This window comes from Novipirellula methanifontis (genome assembly GCF_052161655.1).
Taxonomy (GTDB): domain Bacteria; phylum Planctomycetota; class Planctomycetia; order Pirellulales; family Pirellulaceae; genus Novipirellula.
Genome location: NZ_CP197418.1, coordinates 3,367,835 through 3,389,947, shown reverse-complemented (window position 1 = coordinate 3,389,947; position 22,113 = coordinate 3,367,835). Strand labels below are relative to the sequence as shown.

The window sequence follows — 22,113 nt, the reverse complement described above, 5'->3', positions numbered from 1 at the left end:
CCATTTCGCAGGAAAATCGAACATGATTCGGTCGCTCGCTGACGCGTCGGGTGGGGATTTGCCGGAAAGAAATTCTCGCTGGCTGTGGCCAGGGCCGACTTACGAAGTGATTGCTTCAGAGACGCGTGGTGGCGGCTGCGAGGTGAGGGAAGATTGAAAAAGTTAAATTGATAATTGTAAATTGAAAAGTGGATGAGGGGTGCATGGACGGTGGAAGGGATTCTGATGACAAGCCGGGAGGGACACTGATGACAGGCTGGAAGCCTATCCCACATTGGGAAGTTGGGCTTGGCGGTCGTGCAATCTTGCTAGTGATCCTGATGCGGCGGGATCTTTAGCAAGATCCACGACCTCAATTTTTTACTTGACGACGTCCCACGGAGCGAGCGTCGCGAAGGATTCGGTTTCGGTCGGTGACTGGAGTGATGCGACCGGGTCGCTACAGAAATCGATCGCGTGATACCCCGCCGGACGATGGTTGCCACTATCGCCCAAGCCACCAAATGGCAAACTGCCTGCGGCTCCGGTCGTGGGCCGATTCCAATTGACCACCCCGGCACCGACGCTGTCGACAAAGGTTTTGAACATGCTTGCGGTGCCTCCGAGTAGCGTCGCGGCTAAACCGTAGGGTGTATTCGCCGCGGCAGTGACCGCCGCATTAAAATCAGCGACCCGTTGGATCACTAGCAGCGGGCCGAACCACTCCAAGTCACCGATCGCCGCGAGCTGAGCATCCGTGCATTTCGACGCATCGACGATCGACGGATGGACCAAGTTTTCGCGACGCGAGCTTACTTTCCACGGAATGACCGTTCGGCAGCCGCTGGCTAACAAGGCGTCATAGGTCTTGCGTAACTGATTGGCGGCAAGGGCCGAAATCAACGGTCCGACTTGAGGTGTTGTCTCGTCGTCGGGCAATCCGACGACCAGCGATTGAGTTCGCTGAACGACCGCTTCGATGTGGGCTTCGCTTTGCGAGTTTTCGATAAACAAGCCGCGCCGCGCACACGAACAGCGCTGGCCTGCGGAGATGAATGCGGAAAAAGTCACGAGCTCCGCGACCGTTTCGGATGGGATTGAGTCGCTGACCACGATCGGATTATTGCCACCAAGCTCTAAGGCGAGTAAGACGTCGGGGCGACCAGCTAATTGGCGATGAACGGCACGCCCCGCCGCCCGGCTGCCGGTCAGCAAGACGGCATTGATTGACGGCGAATCTATTGCGCCAACGGCAACATCGACGCCCCCTTGGATCATCTGCATCACGCCATCGGGAAGCCCTGCTTCGCGCCACGCATTGATCATCCATTGCCCCACCGCGGTGGCTTGATCGCTCGGCTTGAACACGATCGTGTTACCGGCCAGTAGCGCCGGGACAATCTGACCTCCGGGAAGATGTAGCGGGAAATTGAACGGGCCCAATACCAATGCGACACCTAGTGGATGGTAACGAACCACACGCGCCAGGCTGCCCGATTCGATGACCGTTTTACTGCGTCGCTCTTGGAGGGCAGTGACGGTTAGATCGATTTTGCCGATCGCAGCGCCGACTTCGGCGTCGGCATCCCAAGGCAATTTGCCGACTTCGCTAGAAATCAGATCACGAATTTCTTCACGATTATCACTCAAGTGTTTTGCGTAGTTACGAGCGATCTGTATTCGCTGAGAGATTGGCGTACTGTGCCAAAGTATCGCGGATTGCCGTGCCGTCGCGACCGCTTGCTTGATTTTTGCGGGCGTCGATTCGGGTCCTTCGAAGACGATTGTGTCATCAAGTGGACTTATGCTTTGAAACAATTTAGGCATTTCTTGACTCCAACGGGATCACGTTGCGATTTCTGACCTAGATTTGGGTAGACGAGAATAGCTCTCTTGTCTGGCCACCTGTAATCTAAAGTCCACACACGGAGTATATACTCAGATGAAACGAAACAAAAAAAACGGTTTTTCGCTGCTTGAAGTAATCGCAGCAGTTGTGATTCTAGCCGTTGTTGCCGCCGCCACGGTTGCGACCGTTGCCCCGATGCGAGCAAAGAGTGATCAAAAGTTGTCCGAGCAAGAAGTGGCGACGCTGAATAGCATGGCGCAAACCTACTTCCTTGAAATTGGCACATTCCCTCGTAGCGTCAATGACCTAGTTACGAGCGGCTACCTTGCCAATACGACTCCTGCCGAGCAAACACGAATCACCGCGATCCGTCGTAACTACACTTACGCTCGTGCGACCGGTACGTTTACGAAACGCTAAATCAGGCGTAGTCAGTCTCCGACAGGAGCTGGCTGCGATCCAAGCCAAGCGATGAGGTTCACGGTCATCCAGACCGTGACGGACTCGCGAGATATTTAGGGTCGTCGAGGAGACGCTGCGAGCGAGAGATTGTTTGCACCTCCACGCCGACCCATTTTTTTTGTCGTCAGTGAGCCGTGACGCGTGAGCGGCCGGGTCCCGCGTATTACGCCGGTGCCTTACGGCCCACGGCTCACAAAATCAACAACTCGCTAGCGCGTTCGGCTCACAATATGAGACCGTCGAACTAGCCACGGTTCTTGTGCAAGCTGAAAATTTGTCGGCAGATACTTTTACATCGAAGACCATGTTTACCCAATCCAAACGAAACGGAGTCACCTTGATCGAAGCGGTCATGGTGGTCGTGTTGCTGAGCGCTTCGGCGGTCGCAAGCTCGTTTGTGCTAAGGCCACGATGGTCATCAGAGCGAAATGTGACTGGGGTAATCCATCACGTCGCTGACACGTTGACGATGGCACGCAATACATCAATCACGAACCAAGCCGATGTCCGGGTCCAGCGTATTCGCAAAGACGGTCAAGCGATGCTGGAAATCACTGAAACTGCGGGTCCCGTTCGCGACGAAAAAGTCTCGTTCTTTGAACTAGGCCCCGAGGTCACCGTAAATGGATCGCCTACGGAAATTCGTTTTTCGCCTATGGGGACTGCCAATCGTGATCTTCGCTGGACCATCACTCAGGGTGGGGTCGCCGGAGAGGTTCGAGTGTCGCCCACCACGGGCAGCGTTCAAACCCGAGTTCCCTAACCTCGATGCAAATCATGAGAATCGATAAGAAGTCAAAATCGAAACATCGTCGCGGGGCAACGTTATTAGACGTCGTCACCGGATCGATGTTGCTTTCGGTTTTGCTGATTCCATCGCTTCATTTGGTAACGCGATCTCAAAAGATGAATCGCCGGCTGAAGCTGCATGAAGCAATGTTGTTCGAGGCAGATCAATTGCTGCAGCAACGAAAGCTCCAGCTCTCGGACCAAGTGTCGTTCACGAAGGCATGGGCACGCCCGATGTCGAGTCCTGAACCGTCATCCATCGTGACGGAAGACGGCCAGAAATTAGCCGCTGGTGTGCTTGTCCAACGTGATACGTCCGTAACGTCGTCGAAATTGTTATCGATCACGTGCCAAGTGTGGCAGGACCGAAATCGCAACGGACGCGTGGATGAAGACGAGCCGGTGGAACAACTCCAATCACATTGGGGCGAACCATGAGCACACATCGCAATAAAAAATCGCGTCGTCACGGAATCAGTCTGATCGAAGTGATCGCTTGCACGGCGCTTGTCGCGATTCTGTTCGTTCCGATTGCTGGCGTGATTCGTGCCTCGGCACGAACGATCGCAAGTGCCCAGTCAGGCGGATCCACGGCCGCGGGATTACAGAATACTCTGGCATGGGTGTCGGGGATGATCGACGATGGAACGGTCGTCAGCGCGAACGCGTCGAGTTTGACTTTGCAACGACGCGATGGCACGATCGTCAAGATTGCTCGATCCAGCAATCAATTGGTAATGAGCGACGGCAAGTCAACGGATGTGGTACTGGCTGAAAACATTCTTGATTTTGCGGTTCGTTCAATCGTTCAGCCTAAACCGTCAAGCCGATGGGTCGGCCTCGAAATCGACCTTGTCGGACTGGACACGAGTGGAAATCGCAAGGTGCTGGAAACGGCGACGGTCGTATTCCCGCCGCAAATTCCCGAACCGAAAAAGGCGGGGAAATGATCAAGTCAAAACGCTTGCACAAGCCTCAAAGAGCACGCACCCGATCGGGTTCGGCATTATTGCTCTGCACACTTGCTGCGGCCGTGTTGTCGATGTCGGCAATCGCAATGTTGAGATCAAGCAAGTTAGCGATCGCTCGCGTTGATGCTCAGCGAACTGCGATCCAAGGGCGTCACATCGGTGACGGACTCGTACAGCAAGCGATTGCCCAATTGAATAGTGATGCGGACTTTGAGGGCGAGATATTTGCAACGAGCACAACAATGCCAACCGCTCGCGTTGTCGTGAAACGGCCAAGCAAGAAAGAAGCGATACTGTACGTTTTCTTGTACGAAAAATCGGCATTTGCAGCGAAGGAAGTTTTGATCGACGTCGAGGAGTTAAAGACGAAGGGTAAACCAAAGGATCCCAAAGATCCGAAGGCCCCGAAAGATCCAAAGGATCCAAAGCCTCCCAAAACAAAGTCAAAATAAGCCGGTAAGTTACGATGTAAACAGTTAGTCAGGTGTCTTTCAGTAAATTGGCCGTTTTGGCGCTAGCCACGGTTCCAGCGCTGAACCGGGGCAAGCGACGAAACGGCCAACGCTGTGAAGCATTTTTTGGTAGCTACCTTCGCCAGAAGGTGGTGACTCGTTTTGGACGGCAACTATCCACGCTCTGGCGAGCGTAGCTACAGAACGCAAATGCCGTAATTTGCTGGATCAAAATGCTTCATAGCGTTAGCCCAAACGGCTAACGGGATTTCACCCAATGATTCCTGCCTACCTGCTTAACAGATAACTTCTAGAGGGGTGGATCTTGCTAAAGCCCCTACTGCATGAGGATCTTTAGCAAGATCCACTACCGCCAGTTAATTTCTCGCGGTCCGGCATTGCTGATCGCAGGGTCAATTTCCAAGCAGATCGTCCGGTGTTTTCACATCGCTACGGAACCCCTTGTCTGGAAACTGGCGACTATCGAATGCCGCTCCGACGCCGTCCCAGTTCTCGGTAGGCTCGTTGAATTGCGGGTCTTTGTCCGAACCGGCGATGCCTGAAATGATTGTTCCCTCGGAGTCGATTGGACCGCGAGCGGTCTTGCGGAATGCCTGCTCCGCGTGCGAGATGATGCAGTCACGAAGCGTGACCGGCAACTTGGCTCTGTCGTCGGTTTGCACCGCTGCGCTGTGTGAGCCGAAAAATGTACATCGCTGTGCCAACACCGGTCCGCCGTTGCACCACAACCCGAGGACTCCGCCGCCTGCGAAACAATTCGATAGCGTGCCCGTGGACCAGATTCGAAAGTTGCGTTTATTGTTCACCGCGACACAGCCGATCAACTTGACCTCTTCCACCTTCAAATCATAACCGGCGTCCTGGTTACGAATCGCCCGACAGCGGTGGAAACGGACTCGCTGAGCATTACCCTCGACGACAAATCCGTCTCCGTTTTTATATTTCCCCTTTTGCAGGGGCATCATATTGTTGCTGGCCACACACTGGTCGAAGAGGAAATCTCGGTTAGGCGAACCGCCGTTGTTGACAGAAAATCCGAACGGCAGCGATTCAGTTTTTGTCTCCCACGACTCGTCGCCTTCGGAACAATCTGCACTGCAGCGCAATAGCTCCATGCGCTCGCATCCTTGTTCGAACCGAAACCCGTGTTTGGTGTATCGAGTCAAATCACAGTCGACCAACCGCACGTCGTCACAATCATGGAGATAGAATCCATAACGCGAGTGACGGATATCGACATCGTCAAAGGAAAGATGAGAACAGTCATTTGCCTTGTCTGCTTTCACGACGGAAACACCTGTCACGTAGCCATCGATCCGTAAACCTTTCAGGCTAACGTGGCCAACGCCGGCGGCAATCCGAACAGCGGTCGCACCTTTGGTCGGCGAATCGACATTCCAAGTGCCACGCAAAACCGGCAAGCCCTCACCCCGGTCAACGCCCACGATTTGTTTCAGCCGGTCTGGTTCACCCCCTTGGGTCACTGCAATCTTTGCATCTGCGTAGACACCACTTCCGATCAGCAACCGGTCACCGGGTTGCAACCGATCATCCACCGCGTTCTGCAGCGAGTCTCCGGATAACGCATGCTGCCAGCTACTGCCGTCGTTACGCCCTGCACCTTGGGGCGTGACGTAGACATCCGCGCTATCCGCAGGAACCGCGGCCGCAAAAAATGCCAGGCCAAAAATCATTGCAATAAAAGGTCTCATCAACTCACTCGGTTACGAGGTTGTGCAGGCACGGGGGAACGACGTCATTCATCGGGAATTGCTTTGACTTTCCAGACAAAGCCGAGGACCCAAAGTATCGTCGGCGATGGAGGCAATTGCAAACACACCCCGCATGTCAGCTCGCGATGGCGGCTTGACCAAAAAGGTTGTTACTTTTCAGTGAGTGTTGCCCCTGGTTCCAAGGCTGGAGCCTGGGAACGAGCGTTTTTTTGCTAAAAAACTTCCATTTAGAAATGCAGGGTTATTCTTCGATCAATGCTTTGAAATCGTCTTCGGTCAGCACCTTTACGCCCAGTGACTCGGCCTTTGCCAACTTGCTGCCTGCCTTTTCGCCGGCGACCAAGTAGTCGGTCTTTTTGCTAATGCTACTCGATGCACGTCCACCGAGTTTTTCGATCAAGCCTTTGATTTCATCGCGATTGAATTGCTGAAGCGTTCCGGTGACCACCAGTGTTTTGCCTTCGAGCGGACCGCCACTTTGTGCACTGACATCTTCACTAAGCTTGACACCCACTTCGGAAAACTCGGCGAAGACTTTTTTGCCGTAGTCGCTGTGTAGAAACTCGTGCATGCTTTTGGCAATCGCGTCGCCGATTTCATGAATCGATGCCAAGTCTTCGATGGATGCGGATTGCAATAGATCAATCGTCGGGTAGTGCCGCGTGATCAGCTGAGCGACGCGAGGTCCGACGTGGCGGATTGATATCGACGCGAGTACACGTGCTAGCCCCCGAGTCCGACTTGCCTCCACACCCACGACCAAGTTTTCCGCGTTCTTTTTGCCGACTTGGACGTCAATCATTTTGCCGTCTTTGCCTTTGCGTTGTTTCAGCCAATTGACATCGGCAAGCTCTGCAACGGTCAATCGATACAGATCGGCATAACTGGAAACGATGCCGCGTTGAACTAGCAGATCAACCAACTCGTCACCGAGTCCATCGATGTCCATCCCCGGCCGGCTGCCGAAATAGATCAAACGTTGTCGCAATTGCGCGGGACATTCCGGACTGGGGCAACGAATGTAAACGCCGCCGTCGTCACGCACCAATTCGGTACTACAAACAGGACAATGCGTCGGGAATTGAAATGGAGGTCGCTCGGTTTTGCGTTCGTGCTTTTCGACACGCACGACTTTGGGAATGATCTTGCCAGCCTTTTCTACCACGACGACGTCACCTTCGCGGACGTCAAGCCGCTCGATTTCGTCAGCATTGTGAAGCGAAGCTCGTGACACCGTGGTGTCCGCGATGTCGACCGGTTTCAGATGAGCCACTGGAGTGATCGCTCCGGTCTTGCCGACTTGGACACTGATCGATTCGAGCACCGTGACCGCTTCGTAACGCTCGAATTTATACGCGATCACCCAACGCGGACTTTTGCTGCGAATCCCCAGTCGTTCGCGTTGGTCAAAGCGATTGACTTTGAAAACAATCCCGTCCACCTCGAAGGGCAAATCGGGCATCTCCTCTTCAAACACCGCAACGGCCTTGAGCGCGTCGGCCGAGCTTTTGAACACCTGGACTTCAGGGGTCGGGGGGATGCCAAGCTTGCCGACTTCGTCCAAAAACTCGATATGGTTTTTAGCTTTCAATCCGGTCGTTTCGCCGATGCCGTGACAGAAAAAACGGAGTTTGCGTTCGGCCGCGATTGCCGGATCGAGCAACCGAATCGTCCCGGCGGTGACGTTGCGTGTGTTTTTGTAAGGCTCGGAACCTGCCTCGGTTTGTCGCAGATTTAGATCCGCCAAATCCGCGTTCGTCATGTAAACTTCGCCGCGAACCTCGAGCACCTCCGGCGGCGTATCACCGACCAGACGCAATGGCACATCGCGGATGGTGCGTACGTTGTGAGTGATGTCGTCACCGACTTGTCCGTTGCCCCGCGTCAGTGCGACTGCCATGTTGCCTTGCTCGTACCGGATCGAGGCCGCAACACCGTCGATTTTGAATTCCATCACCCATTGGATCGGTTCGCCGAGCGTTTTTTCGGTGCGATCAAAATACGCCTTCAGTTCCTCGCGGCTGTAGGTGTTGTCGATCGACAACATCGGCGCCGAATGAGCGACTTGAACCAAGTGCGGAACCGGTGCGTCACCGACTCGCTGGGTCGGCGAGTCGGCGGAGGCGAATTCGGGATGATCGGTCTCGAGTTGCCTAAGTTCTTCGAGCAATCGGTCGTACTGCAGATCCGTGACCGCAGGTTTTGCCTCGACATAATACAGGTGATCCAGGCGGCGGATCTCGGTTCGTAACTCTGCCACACGTTTCGCGATAGATTCGTTCACGCCCGTGTTTCTCCTGTAAATTGAAATAGTGGTCAGTTGTAGGCCGGATCAAGGACGCAAACCATGCCGGATCAGCGCAAACGGTGGTTCGATTTTATTCGCTAGGGACAAAACTATAATTTCCAACTGCGTCCGCTGATCCGGCATTTTTGCCGTTTGCTTGATCCGACCTACGAAAAAAACGCATCCTAAAAAAGCGGGGTCGGGGGGAAGCAAAAGCATACGGTAAATCACGCGAGAAAAGGAAGACGGGGATTTCACCCGTGATTCGTTTGCAACGTTATTGCTGCGTTTGTCGGGTCGGCGTTTCGATCGGGATCGCCGATTCGGTTTCCAAGGGGACAAGGAACTCGCTGCGTTGTTTGGCGACCGCGTACTCGGTTTCAGCGCGCTGCAGTTCCAAAGCCCCTTCGATCCGCACCCATTGATCGTAAACCGCACCGGAAACCACGCGGTCCTCAGCCCTCAACAGTTCGGGATCGTAGGTCAAACCGGGATGATGTTGGGCGCGTTCAAACTGTGTTAGCGGTATTTTGTGCGCCCGCAGTTCCTTTTCCCACTTGTCGACTGCTTCGATTGCCGCTTCGCGAGCGATCCCTTTGGGAGCGGCATTTTTTTGAGTTCCAAACGGATCGTAATCGTCGCCCGCTGAACTCCATTTATCCCACCAACTGAGTTTGGGCCCAAATAGATTCGCGATGATTTGGTCGACACGATTGAGCATGTGACGCGATACTGCTCGACTTCGTTTGAATAACGCGGTGGGGAACACGGGATAGTCCCAAATCGTACGCGACTGTTTTGCGATATAGCGAATATTGGCTAACAATTGATATAGCAGCGAAATCGACGCTTCATTCTCTTGCATCTGTCGATACGTCAATCCATAGTTCAGCGAACGCTCGGCCAGATAATTCAGCTTTGGCATCAGCGACTTCACGCCAGAAGTGCCCCACGTCTTCGCTTCACGAGCGATTCGCTGCTCGTTGTACAAATCGACCACAATCGAATCGATCAAGGCGCCGCCGATCTGCTGGATCTCTTCGGCGGTTAACGGACGGTCGATGTAGTTTTCGCGGAAACGAGGGAAAGTCCGCTCGCTGACCAAGCGGATAAAGCGATCCACTTTGTCTTCGAATTTTAGCGTCAAGAAAATACCGTGCTTGTTCGCCTCGCTGTTGATAAAGTCGTCGCCGATGATATCGATCGAGTCGACTTCGAACAGCACCGCGGACCCTTTGCTCGAATCGAGCGAGCGCCGTGCCTCGAGTCTGCCAATTTTTCGTTTGCGAAAAAATCCCCACGATGTATCGGTATCGCTGGTATCGTTGCGATAGACGATGACCCAACGGTGCAGTGGATCCTGTTTCCGCAATTTGTTCTGTAGCCGGACGGCTTCTTGTTCGAGCCATATCGGTTTGGGTTGAAACAGGAACGTCCGTTTTTGAATCTCGAATTCATGAACCGCACCAAGCGATGCATCAGCAATCGCATCAGCCCCGGATGTGATTCCCCCAACCACGTCGCCGGTCCGGGCGACGTATTGATTCCAACGATTGATTTGTTTCAGAAACGCTCGTTGGGTTTTAATTTGGCTGGCGGATTTGCCACGATTGATTGGAATCAAACAAGACTGTAGTGCTGCGGCACCACCGCTGCGTGAGTCACCCACGATATAGAAATTGATGTCGAAATCGGCAGCGGCGACCAAAAACTGTGACTTGGCAAGTTGCTCAAACGCGGTTTTCTTGCCGATCGGGGTTTGGTAATAGTTGTTAGGAATGATGATCGTCATGCCACGCCACATCTCGAGCATCGATTTGTCCGCTTCGATCTTGCGAACCAAGTCCAGAAATCCATAGTAAGAAACGTCCCACACATCCAAGCCACTGCCAAAATAGTCGGCCAGTTGCGTCCATTTCTCGATGTCGTTGACGTCGGTTTTCTGATTGGCAATCAGTAGAAATCGCGATCCTTCGTCGCGGCGAAATTGTTCCGAAACGCGAACCGTTTCTTTGCGATAATCAACACGACGGTACTGATCATGCTGTGGACTCGAACCGGGATGCTGCAGCAATAGATCGACACCGAGTGTAAAACTTTGATAGGCGATCACGTCACTGTGGTTACGGATGCCAATGCGTGTTTCAATCCAACGCGTTTCACCGGCGGCAAGGTTTCGGACGGCGTTGCGAAATTCTTCGGCCAGTAAATCATGTGGCGTGTCCGAGTCGTTGAAGAACAGCAATTGGTTCTTGTCGATGTCGCCGCCGAGCAAGCGAATGCCGGCACGGACGCTGCGATGGTACACTCGGTCGTCGAACGTTTCATCGCCAATATTGCTGATCGCAAATCGGACGCGAGTGGATTCGCCCGGCGCCAGGCTGTTCAGCGCCGTGATCTCGGTTAGCTGTAATGGGAATCGGACATCGACCGTTTCTTCGTTCTCGAAGTCGCGAAAGGGACGATGGATGCCGCTTTCCAGGAATGCCCTCGGGTTGACGTCGTGCTTTAGATGAAACGGTTGTTTCCTCGGTTCGTTGACGATGACGTTGGTCCATCTTAGCGACAAGCATTCGTCATCGAACGTGAACGATTCGCCCGGTTCCAGGACACGAGGCAACACCAGTTCGGTTTCATCGGATTGAATCCACGTATCGGACGGCAGGAAGATTTGGATTTTGTAATTCGGTGGCGTTGGCATTCCGCCGCTGTTTCGAACGGTGATCCGCTCGAGATTTGCCAAGCTATCCGGTTCATAGACCCGGTACTCGCTCGCGATATCGAAGGAGACGAGTTCGAGATCGTAGGGCGATTCGTATTGTGCCCGAACGCCATCAGGACTATTGACGAGAATCCGCAAACGACCGCTCTTGCCGGGATTCCCGTCATGAGCACGGTATGACGACGGAGCTCCATCGCGGCCGCTGCGTCCGGTGCTGCCGCCGGGGTTGGAATGATGGACGGTGTGGGTCTGACCATTTTTGCCACCGGTTCGATGCGTGGTGGTCCAGTGATAGCTACTGCCACCGGGACCGCCGGGCCCCCCTCGACCGCCAAGTCCACGTTCTCCGGCGAAACCAATGTCACCGCCCGACAAGTCGCCAGTGACCAGCATTAGAAGGCCGAGGTGTTGATGATCGATTTGCAGCGTGATGTCGCCACCGTCACCACCAGGTTGACCATCGCTGGGGTTGCCCGCGTCGCCACCGTCGCCTCCGGCCCCTCCGTCGGTGCCATTGGAAAAGCGTGTGGCATCACGACCGGGGCGTCCTGGAGCACCGGGTTGTCCATTGCCAGCGCGTCCGCCATTGCCCCCTTTGCCGCCCACGGCGCGAATGAACACGTATCCTTGATCGCCAATCACGCGAGTGACATCAATCGGATGAGACGATCCATCGGATGCCACCGCGATGCCCGAAATTGCGATGGCACCGGAGTCTGACTTGTGGTTGGGATACGTGAGCTCAAGCGTCGCCGCCGCGGCCCGTCGGCCCGCAGTGGCTGGGCTCGCATCTTCGCCTCGTCGACCGTCGGCACCGTTTGCCGGACGTGGTGAGAAAATCAGATTGCCGTCTCTGCCATCGATCCCGTTGCCACCACGAAGATCAAGCTCGACAAGACAATCGATCTCACCATCGGATGCAAAGCAACCGGGATCGTCGTCGGCGTTATGGGCAGTGGCATAAGGATTCATGCCTGCGATTATATCGCGTCCACGCTTGGGGGGAGAGCGTGATTGGCACGACAGGCTGAAAGCCCATTTTCCATCGTATTACGTAGCGAAATCTTACGTAGCGAAACTCGCCAAGAGTTTTGGGGGGAGCGTGGGCCGACGAAAGTCTTCGCGACTTTCGCTACGAGTTAAACCCCGGACTGGATGACAGGCTGGAAGCCTATCCTACATTTTACGACTTGGGCGGCATGGGCGGGTTTCCGCCTGGCGGTCGCGGGGCTGGCGATGCGGCGGGGTTTGGATTGGCCGGGCGTGTGCGAGCGGTGGGCCGGCGTTTGATCGGCGTCAACGCGTGTTGAGCTTGATACGCTACCTGAGCCATCAACGAATCGACTCGGTTGCGGCAAATCGCGTAGGCCGCCAGCGATGGGATTGCCACGACCAATCCGCCGACGGTCGTCACGAGTGCTTGATAAATTCCTTCAGCAAGATCGCCGGCTCCGGCCGCACCTCGCGTCGTGGCGACTTGTTGGAAAGCAAAAATCATCCCTGTGACGGTTCCCAGTAGCCCCACCATCGGTGCGATGTTACCGATCACCGACAAGTATTCAATTCGCCGCATCAAGCGAGCGGATTGCTCGGCCAACGAATCTTCGACCGACTTTTCAACTTCACGCCATCCATATTCGAGTTCGGATAACCCCGACAATAACACAACGCTCAACACGCTCGGTTCTCGGCGACACGCAGTATCGGCTTCGGCGGGACGAGCGTTCAGCAATGCTTGGCGAACCGTGTCACTGACGCCCTCGGGCAAAATCTCTGTTTTGCGAAGCGTCATCGTTTGGTCAAACACCAAATAGGCCGCCGCGATGCTGAGTGCAAACAGCACCAATAGAATCATCAACCCGATGATGCCACCGCTGAGGATGATGTCGAACAATCCCGCCGCCTCAGGTGTGTCCGATTGCGCGATCAGATTTGCCTGCGTTCGTAGAGCGGTGTCGACAAATGATTGGGCGAACCCGGTCGATTCATCCATGTTTATGACCTTTCGTCGTAATCGGCCGCGCCGACCGATAGTAAAAACTCGGCGTCCGACAGCAGCGGGTCATCCCAGCGGAGTCGCAGTACGCCATCGTCTTGCAAATGGGTTATCGTTTGGTGATGTCGCTCGCGAATCCGCTGCTCGGCTTGATTGACGCGGCTCCGGCTTTGGGCAACCGATAATGCGAACATCGAAATCAGAGCGGTCGGCAGGATCGCCAACAGCAAACTCGTTAACATCATCGCCAACTCAGGTCGTGGAAAGCGATCCAAATCTCCCGACAGAGTCGTCAGCGTGGAAAAACTGGCGACAAAATAGTCTCGGTACAGCGCCACGACGGGGCCTGCCATGAACAACCAAAACACGAACGTCGCAAGCAACGCAAAGGCCACGGTCGCAAACCGCGAGATCGAAACACGATTGACCTCTTCGTCAAATATCGTTTGCGACATCTCTTGCAACGTGTCGATGCCCGCCAAATAGGCGAGCTGCGAACGCGAATGGTCATCTTCGTCACCATGCCACGCCGCTGCTTTGACGGGCTGTCTTCGCAATTCAGCCAGCTCATCGCGAAAACGACTCGCAAGCGGCCCCAATCGATCGGCGACCGCGGCGGCACTACGGCGACGCAGCCCGTCACGTACGTCTTGCTCGGCACCTTGTTGAGCGGTCAAGTTTTTGGTGGTCGTCCAAACCGCGCTGACCAATGACGGCAGCGAACCTGACAACGAGATCATCACTCGGTCCCAGGCACCATGCGTCAGATTCAATAGTCCAAGTAGCGAGCGATAGGGAAACCAGAACGCAGCGGTTTCGGTTAACAGCGCTAAACGCAATCGCGATCGCACGGCGGCTCGCAGCGGACCGTCGCTGCCAATCAACGACTCGGCAACTTGCGTGGGTATCGCGGTTGCTTCGCGATTCAGTCGCCGCACGGCGCTGGTTAAACCCGGCAATTGGTCACTTAAAACGCCATGTAACGCGGCACGAAAACGTCCGTCCAGTGCCGCAAGCCGGGTGCTGCGACGACGATCACCTTCCCATAATTGCCCTAGTTCTTCTTGCAGTCGTGACGCGACGGTTTCAGCCGCCATCGTCGAGATTTCCGATTCGTCGCGACCTTCGATCTCGAAATCTTTGATCACAATCGGACGAGCAATCACGCTGGTGGGCGCCATTTCACGCATCCGTTTTGCAAACGCATCGATGTCCGCGTCCAAGCGATCATCGTGCTCACGCACCGCGTTGATGACCGGTATCACGATGCTGCCCTCACTCGCTTCGGCAAGCATGCCGACGGCGACGCTGCGGATTTGGTCACGCCGGACGACCAACAACATTGCCGACGCAAGCGATAACGCTCGCGCTGCGACGCCCGCAATCGCACGTCGATCGTCGGTCGAACCGGGCGCATCGACCAGCATGTACGTAATGCCGATCGATTGCATGTGAGCCGGGTCGCAATGCAAATATTGCTCGAAACGGGGGTCCAGATCGGCGGGCGGCATGGGGCCGATCCAAACCAATTTCTCGGTCGCTTCGTCCGCATTGTTGCCGCTGCGGATCGAATTGGCGGCATTCGATTTGCGAATCAATTGCCGGATCAACCACGATTTGCCTTGTCCGGTGGCACCAACGATCGCGATCACCGACGTGCCACTGCTGCGGTCTTGCAAAATCATCCGCCGCGCTTCAGCGTGGTCGTCACACAATTCGAGAACTTCGCGGCCCGTTGGACTGTCGGCCAGTACGCTGGTGGCCGAATGACGCACGCGACGCAAGAACGTATCGCCCGGCAGACTCAGCGATTGATGGGACGCCATAGAATCGTCGTTTGCAGAGGTAGCAGAGGACACTTCAAACACTTTCAGAATTCAGTTTCATTGGACGACCTTATTGGACGACGACCGAAACGCGGTTTTAAACAATTGAGTGATCGTAATACGGCATAAAGTCGTTGGCCGTTTGGGCGCTAAGCAGGTCGTTCGGTATTTACCGGTGAAACATCGATCTTTTTTTCAGCCGACGGCGCTAGCCGCGGGCCCGTCAATATTGTAGGAAACTTGCCCGCGGCTAGCGCCGTCGGCTCAAAAGCTTCCGATACTCTGATGCGGTCAAATTGGAGTCCCTAGCTCACGCTTCGGGTTATGATATTTCGAAGCCGGTCGCGCTCGTAAGCAGCCAGAATTCCCGCACCACCCGGTGCCTTACGGCCCTCGGCTCACGATTGACTATGACTAATCCCGAGGAACCTCGATCCCTCGCACCAACGCTTGCAATTCTTCGTCGGTAGTTCGTCCTTCGATCTCCGCTTCGGCCGTCAGTTGAACTCGGTGCCGCATCGCAGGCAATGTGATTTCCACGACGTCGTCCGGAATCGCATAGTCACGTCCTGAGAACGCCGCGAGAGCGCGAGCCGACTGCATCAACGCGATCCCCGCACGTGGCGACGCTCCGATATGGAACGCGGGCCACGTTCGCGTCGCGCGGACAATTTTGTTGATGTAATCAAGCAAACTGTCTTCGATCAACACTTCGCCACACAATTTCATTGCTTCGATTAAGCGTTCAGGATTGGTGACCGTTTTGACCTCGTCACGCAATCGTTGATTCAAATCAACTTGCTGAGAGTGCATGCGAAGAATCTCGGCCTCTTGATCCGATGTCGGATAATCGACTCGCAGTTTGAACATGAACCGATCGAGTTGAGCTTCGGGCAAATTGTACGTACCTTCGCTCTCCAGCGGATTCTGTGTCGCCAAGACGAGGAACGGCCGTGGCACTCGGTGGCTTGTCCCGTCCACCGTGACTCGGTACTCCTGCATGATTTCGAGCAAGGCGGCATGGGTTTTCGCGGGCGAGCGATTGATTTCGTCAGCGAGCAACAGTTGAGTGAACACTGGTCCGGGGCGGAATCGAAATTCGCTTCGCTGCATGTCGTAGACCGGGGCACCGGTGATGTCCGACGGCATCAGGTCGGCAGTGAATTGAATCCGCCCGAATTCGCAACCGAGAGTTTGGCCGAGTGTTCGCACGAACAACGTCTTGCCGAGTCCTGGGACCGATTCAATTAAGACGTGACCGCCCGCAAACAATGCCGTAAGCGTCCCGAGGACCAACTCGTCCTGCCCCACGTACAACTTGCTGATCTCGGCAGAGATTTCGTTAAAGAGCTGTTGAATCGGTTGCATCTTCGTCGATCTCGACGTGACCGGAGGTGCAACCGCGGGGACCGCCGTAGGAACCGAGCCATCCACGTTGTTGCTTTGCGGCGGCGCTCCCGCGGTGGCGTGCAGCGGATTTGGCGGCACGCCTCGATCGGGAACCTCAGGGCGTGAAGGGGATTCACCTTGAGATGACGAAAGTGGGTCGTTTGAGGGAGGAAGATTGCTCAAGAGTTCGCCGTGGTATCGGAGTCGGTTGGGTCGAGAGAACGTGTCGCTTGGCTTGATGAAGGAGTATGACCGCCAGCGGGCGGATCTGGTAGGCCGGGCGGCGGCGAGGTTTCGGGGCTCTGAGGGTGAATCGCGGGCGCCGGGATCGCTTGGTGTTCGGGTTCCGGCAGCACCCAGGGGCCTTGGGTTTCGCCATGAATTCGCCGCATGTATTCACTAATGCGATGTCTAGCAAATTGCTCGCCGCCCGCGCGGTTCATCAATGCAGCCACCGCATCCAAATGGTCACCAAAGCTGCCTTTGACACTGTAACGAATATGTCGGGCACGCCCCAGCGACGGCAACAACATCAAACAAATTACTAAACCTAATAACGCCGCGTGAACGGTCACCAAGCTCATCGGCCACGTGGTCAATAATTCCCAGCCCGACGCCTTAGGAACGCCTGGTTTCGATTCGCTGACAGGCAGCGATTGAGCGTCCACGCTGATGAAACCCGCACTTGGGGGTGTTGCGGACGGAGGCAGCGAGGCGAGAACGAGCTGGTCGGCCAATTCGATCGCCAGCGGTTTGGTGAACGCATAGTTAGTCAGCAGCGATCCTCCAGCGACGACAATGATCTTTGAACCTTGCCAACGTTTGGATTGCACTTGGGCAACGATCGTCATCCCGCTCTGATCTTGCAGTAATGGCTGCAGCGTTACCGGAGTGTTCGTGATCTCGTTATCACTAACGATCACTGCGGTCGTTGGAGTCGTCGCAGGGGTGGGCGCCGGTGTGGGAGTGGTTCCGGGTGTTGCCGCAGTCGCACCCCCGGCGGTTGTGTTGGCCGATGCTTTCGCGGGCTTGCTTTTGGAAAAAGGCTCGATTTCATACTCGATCGTGTACGAAGCGGGGTCGTCGGTATTCGTGCCGATCGGGTCAACCCATTCGCCATTGAGCTCCATGATGGTATGCCCGGTGGGCAAAGGTGTTGCGGCGAACCAGCCGTTGGAGATCGCAGCATTGCGGTTCAGCCGTGATTGTATTCGTTGATTGATGCTCTTGGCGACGCGTCGTCGGTACTCCAGTCGTTGTTCGGGCGGCGCCACCTTGCTGGCGTCGATCCAATAATCCGTTTCACTGCCGCTGTCGGGGATCACAAAAACCAGTGTGCGGTCCCCTTGGGAAAGCCAGCGATCGATCCACCGGGTGACTCGGGGGCTAAAGCCATTGAACTGACGCGGAGTCCAGACAAGGGCGTCGTTCTTGAGCACGCGATTGGAAAGCCGCGAGACATCTCGGTGCTGGAAGCCGGCGTTTTTGTAGGATTCACGAAGGGCGCCAAAGCCGTTCAGACTTTGTTTTCCGCTACGCCCCGATGAGTCGCCGTACTGTGTCGACAGTCCGCCACAACCGATTGTCACGCTAACGAGCAGCAACAATAGCACGGCCCACGGATTCCGCGAAATGTAAAGCTGGGCCTTGGCATCAATTCGCGATTCACTTGGCATCATGCCGCCACCTCGTGATGCGATTGGACGATGCGCTCGAGCGTTTCATTTTGATCCCACAGATCACGAAACTCGGAATCAGTGATCTGTTGGCGTCCAAAGTAGGATCGTTCAAACGCGGTCGTGGTTTCCTTTAACAACGAGCCCAGTTCCTGATCGGAACTGCGGCATTCGCGAACGTATTTGCCGTTGGTTTTGCCTCGATTGAGCCGAATGATTGACGAGCGGTCAAGCAACAGCAATTGATGAGCAAACAACAGGATCACCGCTTGGTCGTATTGTCCCAGCCCCATTAACCGCGCCGCTTCGCTGCGAAGATTGACATCGGTTCTTCGCAATTCCGCAGGCAAGTGCTTCATTCGCTCGATCGTTTGTTCGTCTGGCCCCGCTCGCTCGTCAATCGCAGAGGATTTTGTAGAAGCAGTCAAGTCGATGTCGGTTTTTGACAACGCGTAGACCAACGTCCCGACGAGCCCGGCGATGATCGCAACCAAAAACATCCAAGCGAACAGATTGCCGAGCGTCAGGTCAGTACCGAACCATCCGGTTGAACCAGTGCCTGTCGTGGTGGCGGTTGGTGCAGGGGCGGCGGCCTTCTTTGGAACTTGTTTGGCCTTGGGTAACCAGCGACTATCGCGGTGCTCTGAATCATCTACGCTGGTTTGCACCTTGATCGGTACAACCTTCCCTTCGTCGGGGTCGAACCACACAGTCGACGGCAACGCATTTTTTGAAAACGATTCTTGTGTTTTGTCGCTGGCGTCTTGGGCGAATGCCATATTGCTAACGAAGCAGACCAAACCTGCCATGACAACAAACATCGCAATGCGGCGGAGCGGTTGATTGTTTTGCATCATGACGCCTCTGGACTGTTGTGAACAAGCGGTTCAGCGGGTGCAGGTGCTGTGGTCGCGGAATCAGTGATCCCCGAATCAGTGGTCGCGGGGGCCGGATTCAAACGGGCAGTTTTGCCTCGGGTGCTGACGGGTTGTTTGTGTTGAGGTCGAACCGCCAGTCCGGCCTCTTCACCAAATTGCCGCATCGCTTCGGCACGAATCGCGAGTTCGACTTCCCAACCTTCCAGCCGGATTCGGGTATCCAGATAGTTCAACAACCGCATCACCACACTGACGCCGGCAACCAACCATAACGACGACGGAAACATCACGGTCAAGAAGAACAGATCCCAATCGGGATTGCCCGTCGCGATCACACGAACGAACAACATCGAGCACATTACACTCATGAAGATCCAAAACAGGATGAACGATGACGCTAGGAATCGCCCTCCCAGATCACTCGCCATCGGTTGATGCAGTGCCTTGCTGCGGCGAGACAGAGTAATGTCGGTTGCTGATTTACTGCGAAGCGGACATTGTTCGAGCAACAATATCTCGGGCATAAATGGACGGTTGCTACGCACCAAGGTTGCCGCCACCAAAATGCAAATGGGAATCATGCCATCCCAAAACCAATCCGCAGGCTGGCCAAGGCGAAACGCACAAATCGCCATCGCCGGAATCGCCCAGCGAGCGACGCCTAACACCCACAACCAACGCCAAAAGTATTGTTTTGCGTCACTGAAAACGCTTGTCCACGTGGGGCGGCTTTCGAATACCGCCTGGCCAAGATAGATCGTGGTGGCAACGCCCGCAGCCGGCGTTTGCAAAACGACCAACAACGACATCCAGCACACGTAACGCCAAATTTCCGCAATCGCATCGGGATCATCAGCGCCATAGTCGGATTCGGAAATGGGGATCCAGTAAAGCAGCAACGCATTCAGCAACGCCCAAGGCACCGCGCCCGCGAAAAAGGCAACGCCAATCGATGACGGGTAGCGACGCAGCATCACCAACGACAAATCACCGATCTCGGACAACGTCCGGCGGCGAACAACCACATGGGTGCGATCAAGTTGCATGGGTTACACGCCCCACTGATGCGGGATCACCCGAATCGGACTCGATCGTTGTCGACTCGTATCGAGCCGAATGCGAGCCGCGTGATCGCTGGGGCCACGGGAACCCGAGAATCACAAAGTAAAAACTAATCATGCCCGAGGACATGATCGCCCAAGCCGCTTTGAAGATGAACGGCAGCGGACTGGGCGACAAGAATCCTTCGGTAAACGCCGCCAACACAAACATCGCGGCCGCAGCGGCCATCACTGGAACTGCCTTAATCGCACTAGCGCGAAGCGAATCAATTCGGTTCAGTCCGCCGGTGCGAAACCATCCGACGCCAAGCCGCAATCCAGCAGCAGCGGATAACGCGATCGCGGTTAATTCGAAAGGACCATGTGCGGTGACGAATTGAAAAAAGTTGTCGCCTCCGGTCACATCGGGCCTCGCCATGTAGCCAAACGCGACGCCTAGGACGACGGCGTTGTAAGCCAATTTGAACAGACAGGGGATGATCAAAATGCCTGAGGCAAAACAAGTCAAACCGATGCCAGTGTTGTGGTTGATATAGAAACCTGCCATGGAGACGTAATGGTCAAGCGAGCCATTGAGTTTGTGTTCGTACATCGACTCGAGACTTTCCAACTGGGTCTCGCCCATCACCGCATTGGCAAATCCAGGGAACCGCGCTTCGTCGTAGCCCATGTACATCGCAAGCGTAAAGAGCCCGAAAAACAGAATGGTGGCCACTCGGACGCACGAATCTGCAAAGATTTGTCGCGGAGCTTCGTAGAACAAAACATCCGCCCACGTGGACGGTTCAAATTGGTTCGCGCGATAGAGTTGATTGTGAGCTCGGGCGACCAATTGGTGCAGGTAAGTCACCGTATTGGGGGGCAATTGATAAGCATCGGCCAACGCCAAGTCGGCACAGGCGGCACGATACAGCGACGAAAATCGTGCGATCCCTTGGGCGCCACGATGTTCAGGGCCGCCGGCGCGATCGGTGCGGCCACGCGATTCCATCGCATCACATAGCGTTTCCAGTTCGTTCCACTGAACGCGACGCTTGTCTAAGATCGAGGCAACATTCATAAGGGAGCCCGCATCGGTGTCAGAGGTTGGTTACCCGCAAGGACTTGGGTTGGCTTGTTCGCGTCTTTCGCCAACGGACTGAAGTCCGCCAGATTTCCCAGATCAGGAAGTTCGCCCGTCGCGTCGGCGAGAAATGTTTTGTAGTAGAGCGAATACATCAGCAAGTCGGGATCAATGTCGTTACGAAATTCAAACCGCTCGATCAACGGGATCGTCAAGTGTTTGGCGATTTCGCGGCGACGTGCCGGAGTCAGGTAGTGACGTCGCTCGGCATAAATCGCCAAGGTTTTTGCCATGCTTCGCGAGACTCGATAATCGGCGGGAATGAACGATGCCAAAGCGGGCACTCGCGGGTCGTCGACTTTGGCAATCGGTAATCGCCAACTTCGTTCGTCCACGATCACCATCGTACCGGCGGCTAAGTCACCAAGCCGTTGCATCCGACGCGTGAAAATCATCGACAACAAGCAAACCATCGCCGTCGGAATGATGAAGGCAGGCGGCGCGTTTTCAGCACCAAGACTTGATAGCGGTGCGACTGGCAAAAAGTCGGCGATCCGTAACAGGTTGCGGATCAACGCCCGTTTACCGGTGATCGGACGGCCTTCGATATCAATGACGCGAATCCCGGTGGCCCATTTGCCCACCGTTCGCCCATTAAAATACGTCTCCAGCGTGGCTCCGTAAAACCAGCTGACCACAAAATTCAAGATCAACGCACCGGCACCAATGAACGGGCCGAAAAATCGCAAATCCAGGATCGTGCCGGTGATCAACATCAGCACGACGACGCCGATGATGATGAGCCAGCGGATGGCGATGTCGATCAAATAGGCCGGCAATCGGCGAAACGGACCCGCCAACTGATAGTTAAAGGCGATGTTTTCCGGCGTCACTACCGCGATCGTCGTGTCGAGTGCAGCAGGGACGCTCATGCGTGGGCTTGGGGCTCAAAAAAAAGA

The 22,113-nt window shown here is 55.2% G+C and carries 17 protein-coding genes; 5 read left to right on the top strand and 12 right to left on the bottom strand.

Going from position 1 to position 22,113, the window contains the following annotated elements; translation table 11 throughout:
- Positions 1-360: 360 nt before the first annotated feature.
- Positions 361-1,806, bottom strand: coding sequence for an aldehyde dehydrogenase family protein (locus SH528x_RS12085; RefSeq protein ID WP_442510774.1), 1,446 nt, complete (start codon positions 1,804-1,806; stop codon positions 361-363).
- Positions 1,807-1,921: 115 nt separating this feature from the next.
- Here SH528x_RS12085 and SH528x_RS12080 point away from each other — a divergent pair, with 115 nt between their 5' ends.
- The 5 genes from SH528x_RS12080 to SH528x_RS12060 all read left to right on the top strand — a co-directional run bounded on the left by SH528x_RS12080 (position 1,922) and on the right by SH528x_RS12060 (position 4,502).
- Positions 1,922-2,248 (top strand): prepilin-type N-terminal cleavage/methylation domain-containing protein, encoded by a 327-nt coding sequence (locus SH528x_RS12080; protein ID WP_442510773.1) that lies wholly within the window; start codon positions 1,922-1,924, stop codon positions 2,246-2,248.
- Between the two features lie 346 nt (positions 2,249-2,594).
- Entirely contained in the window at positions 2,595-3,053 is a 459-nt protein-coding gene (locus tag SH528x_RS12075) for a pilus assembly FimT family protein (RefSeq protein WP_442510772.1), read from the top strand.
- A 14-nt stretch (positions 3,054-3,067) separates the two neighbouring features.
- Complete coding sequence (locus tag SH528x_RS12070) at positions 3,068-3,517, top strand: hypothetical protein (protein ID WP_442510771.1); 450 nt, start codon at positions 3,068-3,070, stop codon at positions 3,515-3,517.
- Positions 3,514-4,029, top strand: a complete 516-nt coding sequence (locus SH528x_RS12065; RefSeq protein WP_442510770.1) for a type IV pilus modification PilV family protein — start codon at positions 3,514-3,516, stop codon at positions 4,027-4,029. The genes SH528x_RS12070 and SH528x_RS12065 overlap by 4 nt, the downstream gene beginning before the upstream one ends.
- Complete coding sequence (locus tag SH528x_RS12060; protein ID WP_442510769.1) at positions 4,026-4,502, top strand: hypothetical protein; 477 nt, start codon at positions 4,026-4,028, stop codon at positions 4,500-4,502. The genes SH528x_RS12065 and SH528x_RS12060 overlap by 4 nt, the downstream gene beginning before the upstream one ends.
- A 413-nt stretch (positions 4,503-4,915) precedes the next feature.
- Here the strand turns inward: SH528x_RS12060 and SH528x_RS12055 are convergent, their stop codons facing one another.
- From SH528x_RS12055 to SH528x_RS12005, 11 genes are all read right to left on the bottom strand, one after another.
- Positions 4,916-6,235, bottom strand: coding sequence for a right-handed parallel beta-helix repeat-containing protein (locus SH528x_RS12055; protein WP_442510768.1), 1,320 nt, complete (start codon positions 6,233-6,235; stop codon positions 4,916-4,918).
- Between the two features lie 262 nt (positions 6,236-6,497).
- A complete protein-coding gene (gene ligA / locus SH528x_RS12050; RefSeq protein WP_442510767.1) occupies positions 6,498-8,540 on the bottom strand; it encodes an NAD-dependent DNA ligase LigA in 2,043 nt (680 codons plus the stop codon).
- A gap of 280 nt (positions 8,541-8,820) precedes the next feature.
- On the bottom strand, positions 8,821-12,237 hold the full coding sequence (locus tag SH528x_RS12045; protein WP_442510766.1) for a DUF7932 domain-containing protein: 3,417 nt from the start codon (positions 12,235-12,237) through the stop codon (positions 8,821-8,823).
- 211 nt (positions 12,238-12,448) lie between these two features.
- Positions 12,449-13,258 (bottom strand): MotA/TolQ/ExbB proton channel family protein, encoded by an 810-nt coding sequence (locus tag SH528x_RS12040; protein WP_442510765.1) that lies wholly within the window; start codon positions 13,256-13,258, stop codon positions 12,449-12,451.
- Between the two features lie 2 nt (positions 13,259-13,260).
- The gene (locus tag SH528x_RS12035; protein WP_442510764.1) at positions 13,261-15,087 is read right to left on the bottom strand and encodes a hypothetical protein; all 1,827 of its coding nucleotides are present in this window, start codon (positions 15,085-15,087) and stop codon (positions 13,261-13,263) included.
- 414 nt (positions 15,088-15,501) lie between these two features.
- Positions 15,502-16,659: an AAA family ATPase gene (locus SH528x_RS12030; protein WP_442510763.1), complete on the bottom strand. Its 1,158-nt coding sequence runs from the start codon at positions 16,657-16,659 to the stop codon at positions 15,502-15,504.
- Positions 16,656-18,155: a hypothetical protein gene (locus tag SH528x_RS12025; protein ID WP_442510762.1), complete on the bottom strand. Its 1,500-nt coding sequence runs from the start codon at positions 18,153-18,155 to the stop codon at positions 16,656-16,658. The genes SH528x_RS12030 and SH528x_RS12025 overlap by 4 nt, the downstream gene beginning before the upstream one ends.
- Positions 18,152-19,009: a DUF4129 domain-containing protein gene (locus tag SH528x_RS12020; RefSeq protein WP_442510761.1), complete on the bottom strand. Its 858-nt coding sequence runs from the start codon at positions 19,007-19,009 to the stop codon at positions 18,152-18,154. The genes SH528x_RS12025 and SH528x_RS12020 overlap by 4 nt, the downstream gene beginning before the upstream one ends.
- Positions 19,006-20,076, bottom strand: coding sequence for a hypothetical protein (locus SH528x_RS12015; RefSeq protein WP_442510760.1), 1,071 nt, complete (start codon positions 20,074-20,076; stop codon positions 19,006-19,008). The genes SH528x_RS12020 and SH528x_RS12015 overlap by 4 nt, the downstream gene beginning before the upstream one ends.
- On the bottom strand, positions 20,066-21,151 hold the full coding sequence (locus tag SH528x_RS12010) for a stage II sporulation protein M (protein ID WP_442510759.1): 1,086 nt from the start codon (positions 21,149-21,151) through the stop codon (positions 20,066-20,068). Before SH528x_RS12010 ends, SH528x_RS12015 begins: the two co-directional genes overlap by 11 nt.
- A complete protein-coding gene (locus SH528x_RS12005; protein ID WP_442510758.1) occupies positions 21,148-22,086 on the bottom strand; it encodes an RDD family protein in 939 nt (312 codons plus the stop codon). The genes SH528x_RS12010 and SH528x_RS12005 overlap by 4 nt, the downstream gene beginning before the upstream one ends.
- Between the last annotated feature and the right edge of the window lie 27 nt (positions 22,087-22,113).

Coding starts and splice junctions, on each gene's coding strand:
- SH528x_RS12085 (WP_442510774.1), bottom strand. CDS start 1,806: ATGCCTAAATTGTTTCAAAGCATAAGTCCACTTGATGACACAATCGTC.
- SH528x_RS12080 (WP_442510773.1), top strand. CDS start 1,922: ATGAAACGAAACAAAAAAAACGGTTTTTCGCTGCTTGAAGTAATCGCA.
- SH528x_RS12075 (WP_442510772.1), top strand. CDS start 2,595: ATGTTTACCCAATCCAAACGAAACGGAGTCACCTTGATCGAAGCGGTC.
- SH528x_RS12070 (WP_442510771.1), top strand. CDS start 3,068: ATGAGAATCGATAAGAAGTCAAAATCGAAACATCGTCGCGGGGCAACG.
- SH528x_RS12065 (WP_442510770.1), top strand. CDS start 3,514: ATGAGCACACATCGCAATAAAAAATCGCGTCGTCACGGAATCAGTCTG.
- SH528x_RS12060 (WP_442510769.1), top strand. CDS start 4,026: ATGATCAAGTCAAAACGCTTGCACAAGCCTCAAAGAGCACGCACCCGA.
- SH528x_RS12055 (WP_442510768.1), bottom strand. CDS start 6,235: ATGAGACCTTTTATTGCAATGATTTTTGGCCTGGCATTTTTTGCGGCC.
- SH528x_RS12045 (WP_442510766.1), bottom strand. CDS start 12,237: ATGAATCCTTATGCCACTGCCCATAACGCCGACGACGATCCCGGTTGC.
- SH528x_RS12040 (WP_442510765.1), bottom strand. CDS start 13,258: ATGGATGAATCGACCGGGTTCGCCCAATCATTTGTCGACACCGCTCTA.
- SH528x_RS12035 (WP_442510764.1), bottom strand. CDS start 15,087: ATGGCGTCCCATCAATCGCTGAGTCTGCCGGGCGATACGTTCTTGCGT.
- SH528x_RS12025 (WP_442510762.1), bottom strand. CDS start 18,155: ATGATGCCAAGTGAATCGCGAATTGATGCCAAGGCCCAGCTTTACATT.
- SH528x_RS12020 (WP_442510761.1), bottom strand. CDS start 19,009: ATGATGCAAAACAATCAACCGCTCCGCCGCATTGCGATGTTTGTTGTC.
- SH528x_RS12015 (WP_442510760.1), bottom strand. CDS start 20,076: ATGCAACTTGATCGCACCCATGTGGTTGTTCGCCGCCGGACGTTGTCC.
- SH528x_RS12010 (WP_442510759.1), bottom strand. CDS start 21,151: ATGAATGTTGCCTCGATCTTAGACAAGCGTCGCGTTCAGTGGAACGAA.
- SH528x_RS12005 (WP_442510758.1), bottom strand. CDS start 22,086: ATGAGCGTCCCTGCTGCACTCGACACGACGATCGCGGTAGTGACGCCG.